The 16,182-nt window shown below is 45.1% G+C and carries 14 protein-coding genes and 1 pseudogene; 4 read left to right on the top strand and 11 right to left on the bottom strand.

The window, feature by feature from the left end:
* Positions 1–363: 363 nt before the first annotated feature.
* The 3 genes from fsa to spo0F form a co-directional block, all read right to left on the bottom strand.
* Positions 364–1,002 carry a fructose-6-phosphate aldolase gene (fsa, locus tag FB592_RS03280; protein WP_003227626.1) on the bottom strand — a complete coding sequence of 213 codons (639 nt, stop codon included), beginning with the start codon at positions 1,000–1,002 and terminating at the stop codon, positions 364–366.
* A 119-nt stretch (positions 1,003–1,121) separates the two neighbouring features.
* Positions 1,122–1,979 (bottom strand): class II fructose-bisphosphate aldolase, encoded by an 858-nt coding sequence (locus FB592_RS03285; RefSeq protein WP_003243339.1) that lies wholly within the window; start codon positions 1,977–1,979, stop codon positions 1,122–1,124.
* Between the two features lie 180 nt (positions 1,980–2,159).
* Positions 2,160–2,534, bottom strand: a complete 375-nt coding sequence (spo0F, locus tag FB592_RS03290; protein ID WP_003227621.1) for a sporulation initiation phosphotransferase Spo0F — start codon at positions 2,532–2,534, stop codon at positions 2,160–2,162.
* A 165-nt stretch (positions 2,535–2,699) separates the two neighbouring features.
* Between spo0F and FB592_RS03295 the strand changes: the two genes are divergently transcribed.
* Positions 2,700–3,221: a DUF2529 domain-containing protein gene (locus FB592_RS03295; RefSeq protein ID WP_014481199.1), complete on the top strand. Its 522-nt coding sequence runs from the start codon at positions 2,700–2,702 to the stop codon at positions 3,219–3,221.
* Positions 3,222–3,302: 81 nt separating this feature from the next.
* Here FB592_RS03295 and pyrG read toward each other — a convergent pair whose 3' ends face one another.
* The 4 genes from pyrG to FB592_RS03315 all read right to left on the bottom strand — a co-directional run bounded on the left by pyrG (position 3,303) and on the right by FB592_RS03315 (position 9,109).
* On the bottom strand, positions 3,303–4,910 hold the full coding sequence (gene pyrG / locus FB592_RS03300; protein ID WP_021480821.1) for a glutamine hydrolyzing CTP synthase: 1,608 nt from the start codon (positions 4,908–4,910) through the stop codon (positions 3,303–3,305).
* Positions 4,911–5,151: 241 nt separating this feature from the next.
* Positions 5,152–5,673, bottom strand: coding sequence for a DNA-directed RNA polymerase subunit delta (rpoE, locus tag FB592_RS03305; protein WP_003227609.1), 522 nt, complete (start codon positions 5,671–5,673; stop codon positions 5,152–5,154).
* 182 nt (positions 5,674–5,855) lie between these two features.
* Entirely contained in the window at positions 5,856–6,995 is a 1,140-nt protein-coding gene (gene acdA, locus FB592_RS03310) for an acyl-CoA dehydrogenase AcdA (protein ID WP_141949264.1), read from the bottom strand.
* On the bottom strand, positions 6,992–9,109 hold the full coding sequence (locus FB592_RS03315; protein WP_141949265.1) for a heterodisulfide reductase-related iron-sulfur binding cluster: 2,118 nt from the start codon (positions 9,107–9,109) through the stop codon (positions 6,992–6,994). The genes acdA and FB592_RS03315 overlap by 4 nt, the downstream gene beginning before the upstream one ends.
* 154 nt (positions 9,110–9,263) lie before the next feature.
* Between FB592_RS03315 and cls (FB592_RS03320) the strand changes: the two genes are divergently transcribed.
* From cls (FB592_RS03320) to FB592_RS03330, 3 genes are all read left to right on the top strand, one after another.
* A complete protein-coding gene (cls, locus tag FB592_RS03320; RefSeq protein WP_064671469.1) occupies positions 9,264–10,460 on the top strand; it encodes a cardiolipin synthase in 1,197 nt (398 codons plus the stop codon).
* Positions 10,461–10,472: 12 nt separating this feature from the next.
* The gene (uvsE, locus tag FB592_RS03325) at positions 10,473–11,435 is read left to right on the top strand and encodes a UV DNA damage repair endonuclease UvsE (protein WP_032727054.1); all 963 of its coding nucleotides are present in this window, start codon (positions 10,473–10,475) and stop codon (positions 11,433–11,435) included.
* An 80-nt stretch (positions 11,436–11,515) separates the two neighbouring features.
* A complete protein-coding gene (locus FB592_RS03330) occupies positions 11,516–11,788 on the top strand; it encodes a hypothetical protein (RefSeq protein ID WP_003227597.1) in 273 nt (90 codons plus the stop codon).
* Positions 11,789–11,829: 41 nt separating this feature from the next.
* On the opposite strand, the gene FB592_RS03335 is transcribed toward FB592_RS03330, so the two are convergent.
* The 4 genes and pseudogenes from FB592_RS03335 to FB592_RS21010 form a co-directional block, all read right to left on the bottom strand.
* The gene (locus tag FB592_RS03335; protein WP_014481206.1) at positions 11,830–12,354 is read right to left on the bottom strand and encodes a dihydrofolate reductase family protein; all 525 of its coding nucleotides are present in this window, start codon (positions 12,352–12,354) and stop codon (positions 11,830–11,832) included.
* Positions 12,355–12,363: 9 nt separating this feature from the next.
* Positions 12,364–14,091 (bottom strand): ABC transporter ATP-binding protein, encoded by a 1,728-nt coding sequence (locus FB592_RS03340; RefSeq protein ID WP_047183341.1) that lies wholly within the window; start codon positions 14,089–14,091, stop codon positions 12,364–12,366.
* 88 nt (positions 14,092–14,179) lie between these two features.
* Positions 14,180–15,682 carry a cardiolipin synthase gene (gene cls, locus FB592_RS03345; RefSeq protein ID WP_085185530.1) on the bottom strand — a complete coding sequence of 501 codons (1,503 nt, stop codon included), beginning with the start codon at positions 15,680–15,682 and terminating at the stop codon, positions 14,180–14,182.
* A gap of 104 nt (positions 15,683–15,786) precedes the next feature.
* Positions 15,787–16,021, bottom strand: a pseudogene (locus FB592_RS21010) (YitT family protein); the annotation flags it as partial.
* Between the last annotated feature and the right edge of the window lie 161 nt (positions 16,022–16,182).

The raw sequence follows: 16,182 nt of genomic DNA on the forward strand, positions 1-16,182 counted from the left end.
AAGAAGATAGCTGCGGAGCTAAATAAAATGTCATTTTATTCTGTCTCTGCAAATAAAGCTCATGTCCAAAATCTAGCCAATTCGAAGAGAAAGAATACAACACATTGTAAAATATCAGGAAGAAAATAGCGAAGCTTTGGGGGGGTACAGGTTTCAAAAGATGCACAGAGACCCGCCGGCTCGAGAGACATCGTCGTCATCCGGCAAAAGCAGTACGCATACCCTTCATTCCAATATCAGCTTCTGCAGCCCAATGATTCCTTCTCTGTAAAGCGGCGTCAGCATCTGAAGATCCGCTGTATCAGGTCGGTGAAATACAAAGGCCGCGGCAAACAGGCATAAAGCTGTTTGCCGCCCCTTTCATTATTTGTTCCAGTCTGCCAGGAATTGTTCGATTCCTTTGTCTGTTAACGGGTGTTTAGTGAGCGCATGAATGACTTTCAGCGGCATTGTGCCGATATGAGCCCCTCTAAGAGCAGCTTCCGTCACGTGCTGCGGATGGCGGATTGACGCTGCAATGATTTGCGTGTCAAGGCCGTGAATGTCAAAAATCTGTTTAACTTCTGAAATCAGGTCAAGCCCGTTGTGGCCGATGTCATCTAAACGTCCCAGGAATGGAGATACATATGTTGCCCCCGCTCTGGCAGCAAGAAGCGCCTGGTTGGCATTGAAGATCAATGTAACGTTTGTTTTGATGCCTAAGTCAGTAAGTGCTCTTACCGCTTTTAAACCGTCAGACGTCATTGGGATTTTCACCGTAATGTTCGGAGCGATCTTCGCCAGTTCTTTTCCTTCCTCGATCATTTCCTCAGCTTTCAAAGAAATAACCTCTGCGCTTACAGACCCTTTCACGACGTCTGTGATCTCGCGAAGACGGTCGTGGAATGATACGTTAGCTTCCTTTGCTACTAAACTAGGATTCGTCGTTACACCGGCGAGAATTCCTAATTCATTCGCTTCTCTAATTTCATCGATATTGGCTGTATCAACAAAGAATAACATTTTCAAAAAGCCTCCCTGATTAAGAAATTTTCTGAACTGCGAATATGATTGCGCTTTCTAAAGATAGACGGAAAACCGCCTGTCAAGCTGTCAGGCGGCTATAAAAAGTTCCAATTGAATTAAGCTTGGTTTGAAGAACCAAATTCACGCATTTTACCGATAACTGTTTCTTTGATCGCTTCACGAGCTGGTCCAAGGTATTTACGTGGATCGTACTCGTCAGGCTTAGCTGCCAATGTTTCGCGAACAGCTTTTGCAGAAGAAATTTGGTTTTCAGTATTCACGTTGATTTTAGCTGTACCAAGTGAAATTGATTTTTTGATGTCAGCAGTCGGAATTCCAGTACCGCCGTGAAGAACTAGCGGAAGACCAGTTGATTTTCCGATCTCTTCCATTTCTTTGAAGCCAAGGTTTGGCTCACCTTTGTAAGGGCCGTGAACAGAACCTAATGCAGGTGCAAGGCAGTCGATGCCAGTGCGCTCAACAAGCTCTTGGCACTCTTTAGGATCAGCGTAGATTACGCCTTCAGCGATAACGTCATCTTCTTGTCCGCCTACTGTTCCAAGCTCAGCTTCTACAGATACTCCGTGGAAATGAGCAAGCTCAACAACTTTAGCAGTTGTTGCTACGTTTTCTTCAAATGGATGGTGAGAAGCGTCGATCATTACAGATGTGAAACCTGCATGAATCGCTTTCGCACAAGATTCAAAGCTTGAACCATGGTCTAAGTGAATCGCAACAGGAACTGTCACTTTGTACTCTTCCATAAGTGCTTTTACCATAGCAACGACTGTTTTGAAGCCGCCCATGTAGCGTCCCGCACCTTCGGAAACACCAAGGATCACTGGAGATTTTTCTTCTTCAGCTGCTTGTAAAATCGCTTGAGTAAACTCAAGGTTGTTTAAGTTAAATTGTCCTACAGCGTACCCTTTTTCTTTAGCTGTATTCAACATTTCCGTCATAGAAACTAAAGGCATGTCGAATGTCCTCCTTATGTAGCCTGATTGTCTTCTAGCGAAAAAAGCTTTCCACCCTAGCATGACCCATATATTGCTGTCATATGTAAATACTCAGATCGCTTTTTCTCCATAACTAGGATACCAACTTTTCGACAAATCGGCAACATAATGACATGATTCATTTGTTTCTTCTTTTTGTCAGTTAGACTTCAGGGGCAGATATTTTTTGACGGCGTCTCTGATTTCGTCGATGTCAAACGGCTTGGCAAAGTGCGTCAGAGCGCCCAATTCCTTCGATTCCTGGATCATGTCGAGCTCTCCGTATGCCGTCATGATAATGACCCGGATGTTTTCGTCAATGACCTTCATCCGTTTTAAGATTTCGATTCCGTCCATGCCGGGAATTTTCATGTCCAAAAGCACAAGGTCGGGCCGTTCTTTTGTCACAATGTCAAGCGCCTGCAGGCCGTTCGCAGCCTGAAACGTCTGGTAGCCTTCTTTATTGAACACTTCATTTAGCAAAATACGAATGCCGTATTGATCATCAACGATTAAAATTTTTTCATTCATCATTTTACACCCCAATATTATGATTTTCGTCAAAAGTAAGCAGTATTGTATGTATTCTGTTTGATTTTCCTATTTCCTTTAATTATAATAGTCTACTTTACGACATTTTCTGAGCATTTTCTCTTTTGTTGTATACTGATATTGTACGTTATAAAGGAGGATTCACTTATGTTGAAAATATTCACGACGCAGTTAACAGGTATTTTTTCCCGCATTCAGGATAAGGAATCTGACGCGATTGAAGATGGGGCGCGGCTGCTTGCTCAAGCGGTGATCAGCGGGCATTCCATTTATTTATACGGAGCAAATGAGCTGCAGGGCGTCTTTTTTGAGGCCACTGAAAGCAAAGAACCCTTCCCATCTGTCAAAGCCTTTCCAGAAAGCGCTGAGGAAGTGACAGAAAGCGACAGGGTGCTGATGTTTTGCTCAGGGACGGGCACAGCCGAAGAACAGGCGCTCGCAAAAGAGCTTTATGAAAAAGGTGCGGGAGTCGTATGCGTATCGCCCGCAGCCAAAGACAGTGCGGGAATAGAACAGTATTGTGATGTGCATATTGATTCTAAATTAAAAATGCCGCTTGTTCCGGATGAAGACGGCACCCGTTACGGGTTTCCCTCTTTAATGACAGCACTGTATGTCTATCACGCTTTATCGTTTACACTAAAAGAAATTCTGCAAGAGTATGCATAATATCTTATTGTACATGCTGGAACTTGCCGGAAACAAATAAAAAAGACTTGCCCGCTTTTGACAAACGGCAAGTCTTTTTTATTACTTCTGATTTGCAGCTTCGACAGACGCTCCGATAAAGCCTTTGAATAGAGGCTGAGGTCTTGTCGGTCTTGACTTGAACTCTGGGTGGAACTGAGAAGCCACGAACCAAGGGTGGTCTTTCAGCTCGATGATTTCAACAAGGCGTCCATCAGGGCTTGTGCCTGAGAATACAAAGCCTTGCTCTTCCATTTGCTGTCTGAATTCATTGTTAAACTCATAGCGGTGGCGGTGGCGCTCGTACACCACTTCATCCTGATACACTTCAAAGGCTTTCGTGCCTTCTTCAAGCTTACAAGGGTAAAGGCCGAGACGAAGCGTTCCCCCGAGATCCTCCACATCCTTTTGTTCAGGAAGAAGATCAATGATCGGGTATTGAGTTGACGGATCAATTTCCGCTGAGTGGGCGCCTTTTAAGCCCAATACGTTTCGTGCGTATTCAATAGACGCCACCTGCATGCCCAAGCAAATGCCCAAGAACGGAATGTTGTTTTCGCGCGCGTATTTTGTCGCGACGATTTTACCTTCAACACCGCGGTCTCCGAATCCGCCCGGTACAATGATGCCGTCTGTTCCGCTTGTGAGTTCTGCGATATTGTTTTCTGTCACTTCTTCCGCGTTGATCCATTTCACTTTTACATCTGCGTCAAACGCATAGCCCGCATGGCGGAGAGACTCGACAACAGAAATGTAAGCGTCAGGAAGCTCAACGTATTTGCCGACAAGGCCGATTGTAATCGTTTGAGACAGGTTGCTGACTTTGTTAACAAGCTCTTTCCATTCGGACATTTCCGCTTCTTTGCATGCCAATTTCATGTGCTCGCAAACAAGCTTATCAAGCCCTTGTTTTTGAAGCTCCAGCGGAATGGAGTAAAGGTTGTCCGCATCTTCACATTCAATAACCGCTTTTGTATCGATGTCGCAGAAAAGCGCGATTTTATCTTTCATATCTTGAGAAATCGGCATTTCTGTACGAACGACGATGATGTTTGGCTGAATGCCCAAGCTGCGTAATTCTTTTACGCTGTGCTGTGTCGGTTTTGTTTTTAATTCACCAGCAGCTTTAATGTAAGGTACGAGCGTACAGTGGATGTACATTACGTTTTCACGGCCGATGTCGCTCTTCATTTGGCGGATCGCTTCAAGGAATGGCAGTGATTCGATGTCTCCGACAGTACCGCCGATTTCTGTAATGACAACATCTGCGTTTGTCTCTTTCCCTGCGCGGTAAACACGGTCTTTCAATTCGTTTGTGATGTGCGGAATGACCTGTACGGTTCCGCCAAGGTAATCTCCGCGGCGTTCTTTTTTAAGAACTGTTGAATAGATTTTACCTGTTGTCACGTTGCTGAATTTATTCAGGTTAATGTCGATAAAACGCTCATAGTGGCCAAGGTCCAAGTCTGTTTCAGCGCCGTCATCCGTTACGAATACTTCACCGTGCTGGTACGGGCTCATTGTTCCCGGGTCAACGTTGATGTATGGATCGAATTTCTGAATCGTCACGTTCAGTCCGCGGTTTTTCAGCAAACGCCCTAATGAAGCTGCTACAATACCCTTTCCAAGTGAGGATACAACTCCCCCGGTTACAAAAATATATTTCGTCATTTCGTTTGCTCCTCTCTTCGCTCTTAGCTACATTTTTAAAATGTACTATTTTATAAAAAATCATTTAGCCTTTTAAATGATTTATAAGAAAAATGAGGGGTGAAAATAAGAAAGCTCCCTTTCAATTTCTTGAAAGGGAGCATAACGTACTATGTTCTCTCTTCGTTTTTGAAGAGCCCAAAATACATACTACATAGTTCGACTATGAAAGTCAAGATCGTTTTGAAGATGAAATCTGATACTATTTAATTTCCTCTTCTTCATCATCATAGTCTTCATCATCTTCATCAATAATATCTTCTTCGATCTCAAGATCATCGTCGTCTTCATCAAGATCTTCATCGTCAAAATCGTCGGCTTCAAGATCGAGTTCTTCCTCAACTTCATCCAAATCAAGGTCGTCTTCGTCGATCTCTTCAAACTCGTCAAGATCAAGATCTTCTTCGACTGCTTTCTTCGCTTTTTTCTTTTTCGCCTTGACTGTCGGCTGAGTTTCTTCATCAAGCTGATCATACGGATACCAGCTGCGAAGCCCCCACGTCTGGTCAGAAAGCGCCAGGAAGCGGCCGTCAATGTTTAAATCTGTATAAAATTGAGCGATGCGGTCTCCAAGCTCTTCTTTTTTCACGCCGAGCAAAGATGCGATTTCATTTAAAAGCTCCTGAAAAGGAACTGGTTTTTTATGTTCTTCAAATAATTCGTGAGCGATTTCAACTAAAGCCATTTCCTTTAGCTCTTCCTGTGAATATTGTTTGATACCCAAGGTCGGACACTCCCTTTCTATTACTTATATGTATCTGTTTTATCAATAATGAAAGCGATTTTGTATCGTTCTTATACAAACCATACCTCTCATTATAAACAAAATAAAACAGAATATGCTACCCTTAACAGCGTTAATTTAAATAATTTTACAAGAGTGATCCGACTGAGAGATGTTTTCCGTTAATCCGCGAGCATTCTGGAGATGACCAGTCTTTGAATTTCTTGAGTGCCTTCATAGATTTGCGTGATTTTTGCATCACGCATATAGCGTTCTACCGGATAATCTTTTGTATAACCGTAGCCGCCGAAAATCTGCACGGCTTCGGTCGTTACCTTCATCGCCGTATCCCCAGCCATCAGTTTGGACATGGCGGAAGCTTTTCCATATGGAAGGCCCGATGATTCTAACCATGCAGCCTGATAGGTCAGTAGCCTTGAAGCTTCTATCATTGTCGCCATATCCGCGAGTTTAAAAGCGATGCCCTGCTGCTCGGCGATCGATTTTCCGAATTGCTTTCGCTCTTTTGCATATTGAAGCGCCGCATCAAGCGCTCCTTGGGCGATGCCTACAGCTTGTGCAGCTATGCCGTTTCTGCCTCCGTCAAGCGTCTTCATCGCGATTTTGAAGCCTTCTCCTTCTTCTCCGAGACGCTTTGATGCGGGCACTACACAATCTTCGAACATGATTTCCGTTGTCGGTGAAGAACGAATGCCCAGCTTCTTTTCTTTCTTGCCTGTAAAAAATCCTTCAAAATCCTTTTCTACTATAAAAGCGGTAATGCCTTTTTTCTTTTTCTCGGGATCGGTGACGGCAAAAACAATGTAAATATCAGCAACGCCGCCGTTTGTGATAAACACTTTGGAACCATTTAACACATAGTCATCGCCGATTCGTTCAGCAGTTGTTTTCATGCTGCCGGCGTCAGAGCCAGACCCTGCTTCGGTCAAAGCGAATGCGCCGATTTTCTCTCCGAGGGCCAGCTGTGTTAAGTACTCTGTCTTCTGTTCCTCTTCCCCAAAGGCAAACAGCGGCCAGCTGCAAAGAGAGATATGGGCGGAAAGCGTCACACCGGTGGAGGCGCACACTTTTGACAGCTCCTCCACCGCGATGACATAGGCTAAATAGTCACTTCCGATTCCGCCGTAATCTTCAGGCCACGGAATTCCCGTCAGCCCCAGATTTGCCATTTCCCGAAACAACTCGCGATCGAAGCGTTCTTGTTCGTCTCGTTCTGCCGCTGTCGGGGCCACCTCATGCTTCGCAAAATCGCGCACCAATTTTCGTATCATCTCATGTTCTTCTGATAATGAAAAATTCATTGCTTCTCCCCCATTTTCAGATCAGCGCCTAAAACGGATTGAGCCAGAAGCTCGACGACGTCGTACGTTTTGACTTGGTCTTCGGCTTCCTTCGCCTTTGTGCCGTCCCCAAGCATTGTGAGACAATACGGACAGCCAGAACTGATCACCGATGGATTGACTGCGAGCGCTTGCTCTGTCCTGGCGACGTTAATCCTGTTGCCTGTTTCTTCCTCCATCCACATTAATCCCCCGCCGGCTCCGCAGCACATGCCGGTTTCCCGGTTTCTCTCCATTTCAACAAGCTGCACGCCCGGAATGGCTTTCAAAATCTCTCTCGGCGGATCATAAACTTCATTGTACCGGCCCAAATAGCACGAATCATGGAAGGTAATCGTCTCATGAAGCGGGTGCTGCGGTCTTAATTTTCCGTTTTTCACAAGCTCGGCCAGCACTTCTGTATGATGATAAACCTCGCCTTCAAATCCGAAATCCGGATATTCGTTTTTAAATAAATTGTATGCATGGGGATCGATCGTAACGATTTTTTTGACATCATTTTTTTCAAATTCAGAAATATTCTTCTCAGCCAGCTCTTGGAACAAAAATTCATTTCCGAGGCGGCGCGGCGTGTCTCCTGAATTTTTTTCTTTATTGCCGAGGATCGCGAAGGTCACGCCCGCGTGATTGAGCAGCTTAGCAAAGGAAATTGCGATTTTCTGGCTTCTATTGTCGTAAGACCCCATGGAACCTACCCAGAAAAGGTACTCAAATTCTTTGCCTTCTTTTTTCATTTCTTTTACAGTCGGAATCTCAGCATCCGGCGCCTCGTCACGCCAATTTTCACGTTCCTTGCGGTTGAGTCCCCACGGATTCCCCTGCCGCTCAATACTTGTCATTGCGCGCTGGGCGTCACTGTCCATTTTTCCTTCTGTCAGTACGAGGTAGCGGCGGAGATCGATGATTTTATCCACGTGCTCATTCATGACCGGGCATTGATCCTCACAGTTCCGGCAAGTGGTGCATGCCCAAATTTCTTCCTCTGTGATGACGTCGCCGATCAAGCTTGGATTGTAATCAAGCGCCGCTGCGGCTTCCTGCGATCCGCTGCCCGCTGACGCCGCAGCCAGCTGATTGCCTCTCGTATGCCGAAACGCTGCTGCGGGCACCCATGGGGAGCGCGAGGTGACGGCAGCGCCTTTTTCCGTGAGATGGTCTCTGAGACGCAAAATCAAGTCCATCGGAGAAAGCATTTTTCCGGTGCCTGTTGCAGGACACATATTGGTACAGCGGCCGCACTCGACACACGCATATAGATCAAGCAGCTGAGACTGTCTGAAATCCTCAATTTTTCCCGCTCCGTAGCTTTCTTTCGTTTCGTCGGTAAAATCAATTTTTTCAAGTTTTCCGGCAGATTCCATTCGATTGAAAAAGACGTTTGCCGGGCCGGCGATTAAATGGGCATGCTTCGACTGAGGCACGTACACTAAAAAGCTAAGCAAGAACAGAAGATGGATCCACCAAGCGATATAGAAAATCACCGCCGCGCCTGTTTTCCCGACACCGCTAAGCATAAACGCAATACCTGAGGCAATTGGCTCGCTCCAAGAAAGCCCATGCTCATGCCAAATCAGATTCATCCCGTTCCCAAGCAGAACGGTCAGCATTAATCCTCCGATAAAAATGAGAACGAGTCCGGCTTTGAAACCGCGTTTCAGCCTCACGAGCTTTTCGATATAACGTCTATAGAATGCCCACCCAACAGCAATTAAAATGAGAAACGTAACAATTTCCTGAAAAAAGGTGAAGGCGGGATAGACCGGGCCAAGCGGCAGATTCCGGCCGGGAGCCAGTCCTTTGATGATAAAGTCAATTGCTCCGAACTGAACCAATATAAATCCGTAGAAAAACATGACGTGAATGATTCCACTTTTCTTGTCCTTGAGCAGTTTTTTCTGCCCGAATACATTCACCCATATGGCGTGAAGCCGTTCCTTGAACCGTTGATCAAATTGTTCTTTCTGGCCGAGCTTGATGTAGGCCAGTCTCGTTTTGACCAAGTACACAAACAAACAGACAGCGTAAGCGGTTACAATCAGAAATAATAATGCATTTGCGATGAGAAAGCCGCTCATTCTAATTCCCCCTTTTTACTGATAAAGACCGCGATCCCCTACCCCCGAATCTGTATAAGATTACCTTTATGATAAATAATGAATGAGTGTTCAGTCAATAATTAAATTCCTGCTGTTCGGGCACACTACCTTTACTACGGAAAGGAGTGCCGGTATGAAGGTATTTATCGTGATTATGATCATTGTCGTTATTTTCTTTGCCTTGATTCTGCTTGATATCTTCATGGGCCGTACCGGATACAGAAAAAAGGCGTACGAGCCTGTTTTTTCAAAAAAGAAGAGTGACATCGAATTGATCCACTGCGGCGCTGATCTCGTTGAGCGGATGATGAATGATATTCGCCAGTCCGCCTCTTCTGTTCACATGATGTTTTTTATTATGAAAAATGATGAGGTCAGCCACAATATGTATACCTTGCTGAAAACAAAAGCCCAAGCTGGCGTCTCCGTTTATTTGCTTCTGGATTGGGCTGGCTGCCGGGCAATTAAAAAAACGGCGCTGCAGACGATGAAAAATGCCGGCGTCCATGTCCATGTGATGAATCGTCCCCGTTTTCCTTTTTTCTTTTTTCACATGCAAAAACGGAATCACCGGAAGATTACGGTGATAGACGGAAAAATCGGTTATATCGGCGGATTTAATATCGCCGAAGAATATCTTGGAAAGAAGGCGAAGTTCGGCAATTGGGAGGATTATCATCTGCGCATGATGGGAGAAGGCGTACATGATCTTCAAACGCTTTTTGCTTCTGATCTAAAACGAAATACCGGAATCCAACTGGGTTCGGATGTTTGGCCAAAGCTTCAGCAAGGGACTATTTCTCACAAGATATATGCGACCGACGGTTATTCCCTTGAAAACAAATACTTGGCCAATATTGCCCAAGCGAAGAATCGCCTTACGGTTTGCACGCCTTATTACATTCCATCAAAACCGCTTCAAGAGGCCCTTATTAACGCAAGAAAAAACGGCGTATCCGTGAGAATCATTGTACCGATGAAATCAGACCATCCGCTGGTACGAGAAGCTGCTTTTACGTATTATTCGGAGCTCTTGGATGCCGGCTGTCTTATTTATCGTTATTATCAAGGGTTTTATCATGTAAAAGCCCTCATCATAGACGACCATCTCAGCATTATCGGAACAGCCAACTTCGATAAACGAAGCATGTTTTTAAATGAAGAGGTGAATGTCGAAATTGATGACGAAGCGTTTACAAGTGAAGTCTATGCCACGATTGAGGAGGATATGAAAAAGTCGGAGCGGCTGACGATGGAGGATTTCAGCAAGCGCACATTCAGGCAGCGCCCGGCGGAATGGCTCGGCAGGGCATTATCTTATTTCTTATAAAGGAGAGTTCCTATGATTTTCAGATTCGGGTTCGTTTCAAATGCGATGAGCCTTTGGGATGCGTCTCCCGCTAAAACATTGACATTCGCGCGTTATTCAAAGCTTTCAAAGACTGAAAGAAAAGAAGCGCTTCTGACTGTGACAAAAGCCAATTTGCGCAATACGATGAGAACCCTTCACTATATCATCGGACACGGCATCCCTTTGTACCGTTTTTCCAGTTCGATTGTGCCGCTGGCTACGCATCCCGACGTGATGTGGGATTTTGTAACACCGTTTCAAAAAGAGTTTCGGGAGATTGGAGAGCTTGTTAAAACCCATCAACTGCGAACAAGCTTTCATCCAAATCAATTCACTCTGTTTACGAGCCCGAAGGAATCCCTCACAAAAAATGCGGTAACCGATATGGCGTATCACTACCGCATGCTTGAAGCCATGGGCATTGCTGATCGCTCCGTTATCAACATTCATATTGGCGGCGCTTACGGAAATAAAGACACCGCCACTGCGCAATTTCATCAAAATATAAAACAGCTGCCGCAGGAGATCAAAAAGCGGATGACACTTGAAAATGATGATAAAACATATACAACGGAAGAAACGCTTCAGGTCTGTGAGCAGGAGGATGTTCCGTTTGTCTTTGACTTTCATCATTTTTACGCCAATCCAGACGATCACGCCGACCTGAATGTAGCACTGCCCCGCATGATCAAAACGTGGGAGCGGATCGGCCTTCAGCCAAAGGTTCACTTGTCTTCCCCAAAATCGGAGCAAGCGATACGCAGCCATGCCGATTATGTTGACGCCAACTTTTTGCTGCCGCTGTTGGAACGCTTTAGGCAATGGGGAACGAATATTGATTTCATGATTGAAGCAAAGCAGAAAGACAAGGCGCTTCTCCGCTTGATGGATGAATTAAGCTCCATCCGCGGTGTCAAACGCATCGGGGGCGGTGCGCTGCAATGGAAATCATAAATGTGCAAAAATAGGTTTACGACTTGTCAGCTTTGGGAACTTAGGCTATATAAGACAACAATCGATGGAGGAGAAAGATCATGAAAAATATCAAGTCTCTGAAAGTAGCCGCACAGGCCTTTACTTTAAGAAATTTGATTCATCTTTATAAAATGTGCCATTCCGGAAGCCACGAGGTTTATATTTATTCAAAGAAAACGATGTGCAAAATCAAAAGCTTAATTGAGCTTGAAACATTCCGCATGGCTCATAATGAAAAGGAATATTTGATCGTAGTTGAAGGAACAAAAGCATCACAGCTCATTGAAAAATTCCAAAATCTCATCGAGCCTGCTGAGAGAGAAGCGCTCTAACTTACATACAAAAAAGGATAGACATCTGTCTATCCTTTTTCTTATGCTCTTACATAATGGAGCTGAACCGCTTGTCCAAATTGTTTTGTCCCTTTTAACCGCAGTTTTGTTTCATTTGTTAGTTCGTGAAACAGCGGGATGCCGCTTCCTAAAACGACGGGAATAACAGTGATGATGAATTCGTCGATGGCATCTTCTTTCATAAAGTCATTCACAAGCTCTGCCCCGCCAGCTATCCAGATGTTTGAGCCTTTTTCCTGTTTCAAACGGGCAGTGAAGGCTCTGGCTCCCTCATTGATAAACGTCACATGTTCATCTTGATAACTGTCGGGCGATCCTGTAAAAACATAGCAGGTTTTATCCTGATATGGGAAAACCGGTGTTAGCACTTTAACGTGCTCATATGTGCCCCGCCCTAGAATGACTGTATCAACAGTCTGATAAAAATCACTGTAGCCGTTGTCACCTTCACCTTCAAATTCATCCAGCCAATCGATGCTTCCATCTTCTTTTGCGATCATCCCATCCAATGAAACAGCAATGTACAGCACAGTTTTTCTTTCCATGTTCTCCTCCTATCGCTGCACAATTTGCCCGAATTGCGCTTGATGCAGCCTGCTGTATAGGCCTCCGGCTTCGATCAGGTCTTGATGACGGCCTTGTTCTTCAATACCGTTGTTTGTGACAACTACAATTCTGTCCGCGTCTTTGATCGTCGCCAGCCTGTGGGCGATGACAAGCGTCGTGCGCCCCTCAGACAACTCTTGAAGCGCCTTTTGGATCGCCGCTTCCGTCTCTGTATCAAGGGCTGAGGTGGCTTCGTCGAGAATCAAGATCGACGGATTTTTCAAGAACATCCTTGCAATTGACAGACGCTGTTTTTGCCCGCCGGAAAGCTTCACGCCGCGTTCGCCAATCATAGTATCCAACCCATCGGGCATGTTATGGACGAGCTCTTCCAGATGCGCCTGCTTCACAGCTTGCCAAATATCTTCTTCTGATGCGCCTAGTCGGCCGTAGGCGATATTTTCTCTAAGCGTGCCCGAGAATAAGAAAACGTCCTGCTGCACGACGCCAATCTGCCCGCGCAACGAAGAAAGCGTCATGTCTTTTATACTGATCCCGTCAATCGTAATGTAGCCCTCCGATGCTTCATAAAAACGCGGAAGCAGACTGCAAAGCGTTGATTTCCCCGCACCTGACGGACCGACGAACGCCACCGTTTCCCCCGCTTGAATGGATAGGTTGATGTCATTGAGGACATTGTGATGGCCATCATAGCCAAACGAAACATGTTTATAGCGGATATTGCCCTTCAGGCCGGAAACATCTTTCGCATCAGGTGAATCCTGAATGTCCGGCTCTGTCTCCATGAGCTCCATATAGCTTTTGAAACCCGCGATCCCCCTCGGATACATTTCGATAATGGCATTAATTTTGTCAATAGGCCTGAACAGCACATTTGTCAGGAGCACAAACGCCACGAATTCCCCGTACGATAAGGAGCCGCGAATGACAAACCACGTCCCGCACAAAAGGACAAACAGCGTGACAAACCGGGTCAGCATATAGCTGATTGAACCGTTTTTCGCCATGATTTTGTAGGAAGAAAGCTTTGTGGCACGGAAACGCTGGTTATTGACGGCGAAACGTTCTTTTTCAAACGCTTCATTTCCGAACGCCTGCACAAGCCGGATGCCGCCGATGTTATTTTCTACACGCGCGCTGAAGTCTCCGATATCCTTGTTCAGCGTGGTAAATGCTTTGGTCATTTTTTTGTTGAAATAAAGCGCTAGCCAAATGACGATCGGCATAATGATAAACGTTAATAAAGCAAGCTGCCAGTTAATAAACAGCATCACTCCGAACGCCCCGAGAATGGTCATGACCGCAATGAATAAGTCTTCCGGTCCGTGATGGGCGACTTCACCGATATACATTAAATCGTTCGTGAGCTTCGACATCAGCGTTCCCGTCTTGTTGTTGTCGTAAAATTTGAACGAGAGCTTTTGCAAATGGTCAAAAAGCGACTTTCTCATATCAGTCTCAATATTGATACCAAGCATGTGTCCCCAGTAGGTCACGATATACTGAAGAGCTGAGCTGAGCGCGTACACCGCAAATAACCCGATTGAGGTCGCGATGATCAGCCCCCAGTCCCTGCCCGGCAGCAAGGTATCAATAAAATAATTGACGATCAAAGGAAAACTCAGCTCCATTAAACCTCCCGCGATCGCTGAGAAAAAGTCGAGAAAGAACAACGTTTTATATGGTTTATAATATGAAAAAAATTGCCTCAGCACCCTATCTTCCCCCAATGTATAAATAACTGATAATATTTCTCAATTATACTATACACGGGCTGTTTTGAAAGATCAGATTTCTTTTTTCTTACAGAACACCTGAAAACAGGCGGGCAAATGACTCTTTTGTCCGGTCAGCCACGCCTCTTTTATAAAAGCCGACAGGGCTGAGCTTTTCACTTTCCTGCATATCCTCTTCAAAATGGGTCTCAAGGATTCGGATCGCTTCGGCATCCGTGAAGAACACATTCACTTCAAAGTTGAGCTGAAAGCTGCGCATGTCCATATTCGCGGTGCCGACGGAGGCGAGATCACCATCAATGATCATGACTTTTTGATGCATGAAGCCTTTTTGGTAGGAGTACACTTCAATGCCCTCAAGAAGCAGCTCCGGGAAATAGGACCTCGACGCGTATTGGGTCAAAAAGCTGTCGTTCTTCTCCGGCACCATAACCCTTACCTCTACCCCCTTTGTCGCCGCTGCTTTTAGCGCCGTGCGAATGGATTCATTGGGGACAAAATAGGGCGTGGCGATCCATATTGATTTCTGCGCTGAAGAAATCATTTCATAATAAAGGTCGCTCATGCTTTCCTTCATGTCAGGGCCTGTCGCGACAATTTGATAAATGCCTCCTCCTTCCACAGGAACCGGGGTATTGTACTCCTCTTGATCAATTAGCACTTCATTGGAGACGTATTCCCAATCCAGCATAAAGATAGCGTGGAGCGTTTGCACAATTTCCCCCTCAAGCCGCAGGTGTGTATCTCTCCAAAATCCGATGTACGGATCTCTGCTGATATATTCCTTCCCAACATTTAATCCGCCCACAAAACCGGTTTTCCCATCGATGATCACGATTTTCCGGTGATTTCTGAAATTCAGCTTCTGGTTGAAAAACCCGTATTTCAGCGGAGAAAACGGGACGATGTCCACCCCCGCTTGTTTCATTCTCATAATATCTCTTCTTGCCAGCTTCATGCTTCCTGCCGCATCGTATAAAAACCTCACCTCGACACCCTGGCGCGCTTTCTCCATCATAATGTCCATCATGCCGCGTCCGAGCATGTCTGATTTAAACATGTAGTATTCAATATGTATGTAAGATTCCGCTTTTCTCATCGCTTTGAAAATGTCCGGGAAGGTTTCTTCGCCGTTTTTCAGCACTTTGATGTTGCTTTTCGTATTGATATTCATATGGGCAGCCCTGATGGAATATGTAAAGAACCTCTCTTGATTGTCCTTCAGCCCTGTCACTTCGGGCGTTTCCTCCTTGTCAAACAGCTTCCTGAGCTTTTCCCTGTTGTACATTCGTTTTGTCTTAAACAGCTTTCCCTTTACATAAAGCTGTCCCGAAAACAGATAAAACACGTAGCCGGCGATTGGAAAAAAGACAAGAATATGGATCCATAGCAGCGTGTGCTGCGAGGTGCGGTTTTCAAGAATTAATGAATAGATGCTGAACAAAATAATGCTTATATAGCAAAGCAATCCTCCGTAAAACTCAAGCCTGGAAACCGGAAAAAACCAAATGACATATGCCCCGATGAGCATCATATATAAAAAGAAAAATTCCAGTCTCCTTTTCAGCATCCTGATTCTCTCCAATCTGATTCAATTACCTCTGTATTACCTCTTTTTTCTAATCGATAAACCTTGTAAGTAAATAACCTCTCCGCCAAAGGAGGAGAGGTTTAGAGAAAACTAACTGTCAAGGGGTTCATCCGCATCGTTTCTGCAGAAATAAAGCAAGACTATTGGCAACGCCGAGTGAAGCCTGATGCTACAACATGAACGGCAGGCCGAACCCGCTCAGCACTCCGGCAAGCGCCGAAAAAGAGGCGGCGCTGTGACTGCAAATACGGTGGATAGAGTGAATTTGATACCCATTCTGATGAGAGAAAATATATAAAACGGGAAATTGATCAGAAAGATATAAGGAGTTAGTCAGGCTGAGTCATAATCTGCTGTTCCGCCGGTTTAAAATGAATAAAATCCTTGATGTTATTTCCATATACAAACATAACAGGATTCCCAGCCGCCCAGCCATTACCTTTGCAGAAGATATCTTATGTTTTCATCAAGAAAAAAAT

This window comes from Bacillus sp. SJZ110, assembly GCF_006715455.1.
In the GTDB taxonomy this organism is placed as follows: Bacteria; Bacillota; Bacilli; order Bacillales; family Bacillaceae; genus Bacillus; species Bacillus subtilis.

Coding starts and splice junctions, on each gene's coding strand:
- fsa (WP_003227626.1), bottom strand. CDS start 1,002: ATGTTATTCTTTGTTGATACAGCCAATATCGATGAAATTAGAGAAGCG.
- FB592_RS03285 (WP_003243339.1), bottom strand. CDS start 1,979: ATGCCTTTAGTTTCTATGACGGAAATGTTGAATACAGCTAAAGAAAAA.
- spo0F (WP_003227621.1), bottom strand. CDS start 2,534: ATGATGAATGAAAAAATTTTAATCGTTGATGATCAATACGGCATTCGT.
- FB592_RS03295 (WP_014481199.1), top strand. CDS start 2,700: ATGTTGAAAATATTCACGACGCAGTTAACAGGTATTTTTTCCCGCATT.
- pyrG (WP_021480821.1), bottom strand. CDS start 4,910: ATGACGAAATATATTTTTGTAACCGGGGGAGTTGTATCCTCACTTGGA.
- acdA (WP_141949264.1), bottom strand. CDS start 6,995: ATGAATTTTTCATTATCAGAAGAACATGAGATGATACGAAAATTGGTG.
- FB592_RS03315 (WP_141949265.1), bottom strand. CDS start 9,109: ATGAGCGGCTTTCTCATCGCAAATGCATTATTATTTCTGATTGTAACC.
- cls (WP_064671469.1), top strand. CDS start 9,264: ATGAAGGTATTTATCGTGATTATGATCATTGTCGTTATTTTCTTTGCC.
- uvsE (WP_032727054.1), top strand. CDS start 10,473: ATGATTTTCAGATTCGGGTTCGTTTCAAATGCGATGAGCCTTTGGGAT.
- FB592_RS03330 (WP_003227597.1), top strand. CDS start 11,516: ATGAAAAATATCAAGTCTCTGAAAGTAGCCGCACAGGCCTTTACTTTA.
- FB592_RS03335 (WP_014481206.1), bottom strand. CDS start 12,354: ATGGAAAGAAAAACTGTGCTGTACATTGCTGTTTCATTGGATGGGATG.
- cls (WP_085185530.1), bottom strand. CDS start 15,682: ATGCTGAAAAGGAGACTGGAATTTTTCTTTTTATATATGATGCTCATC.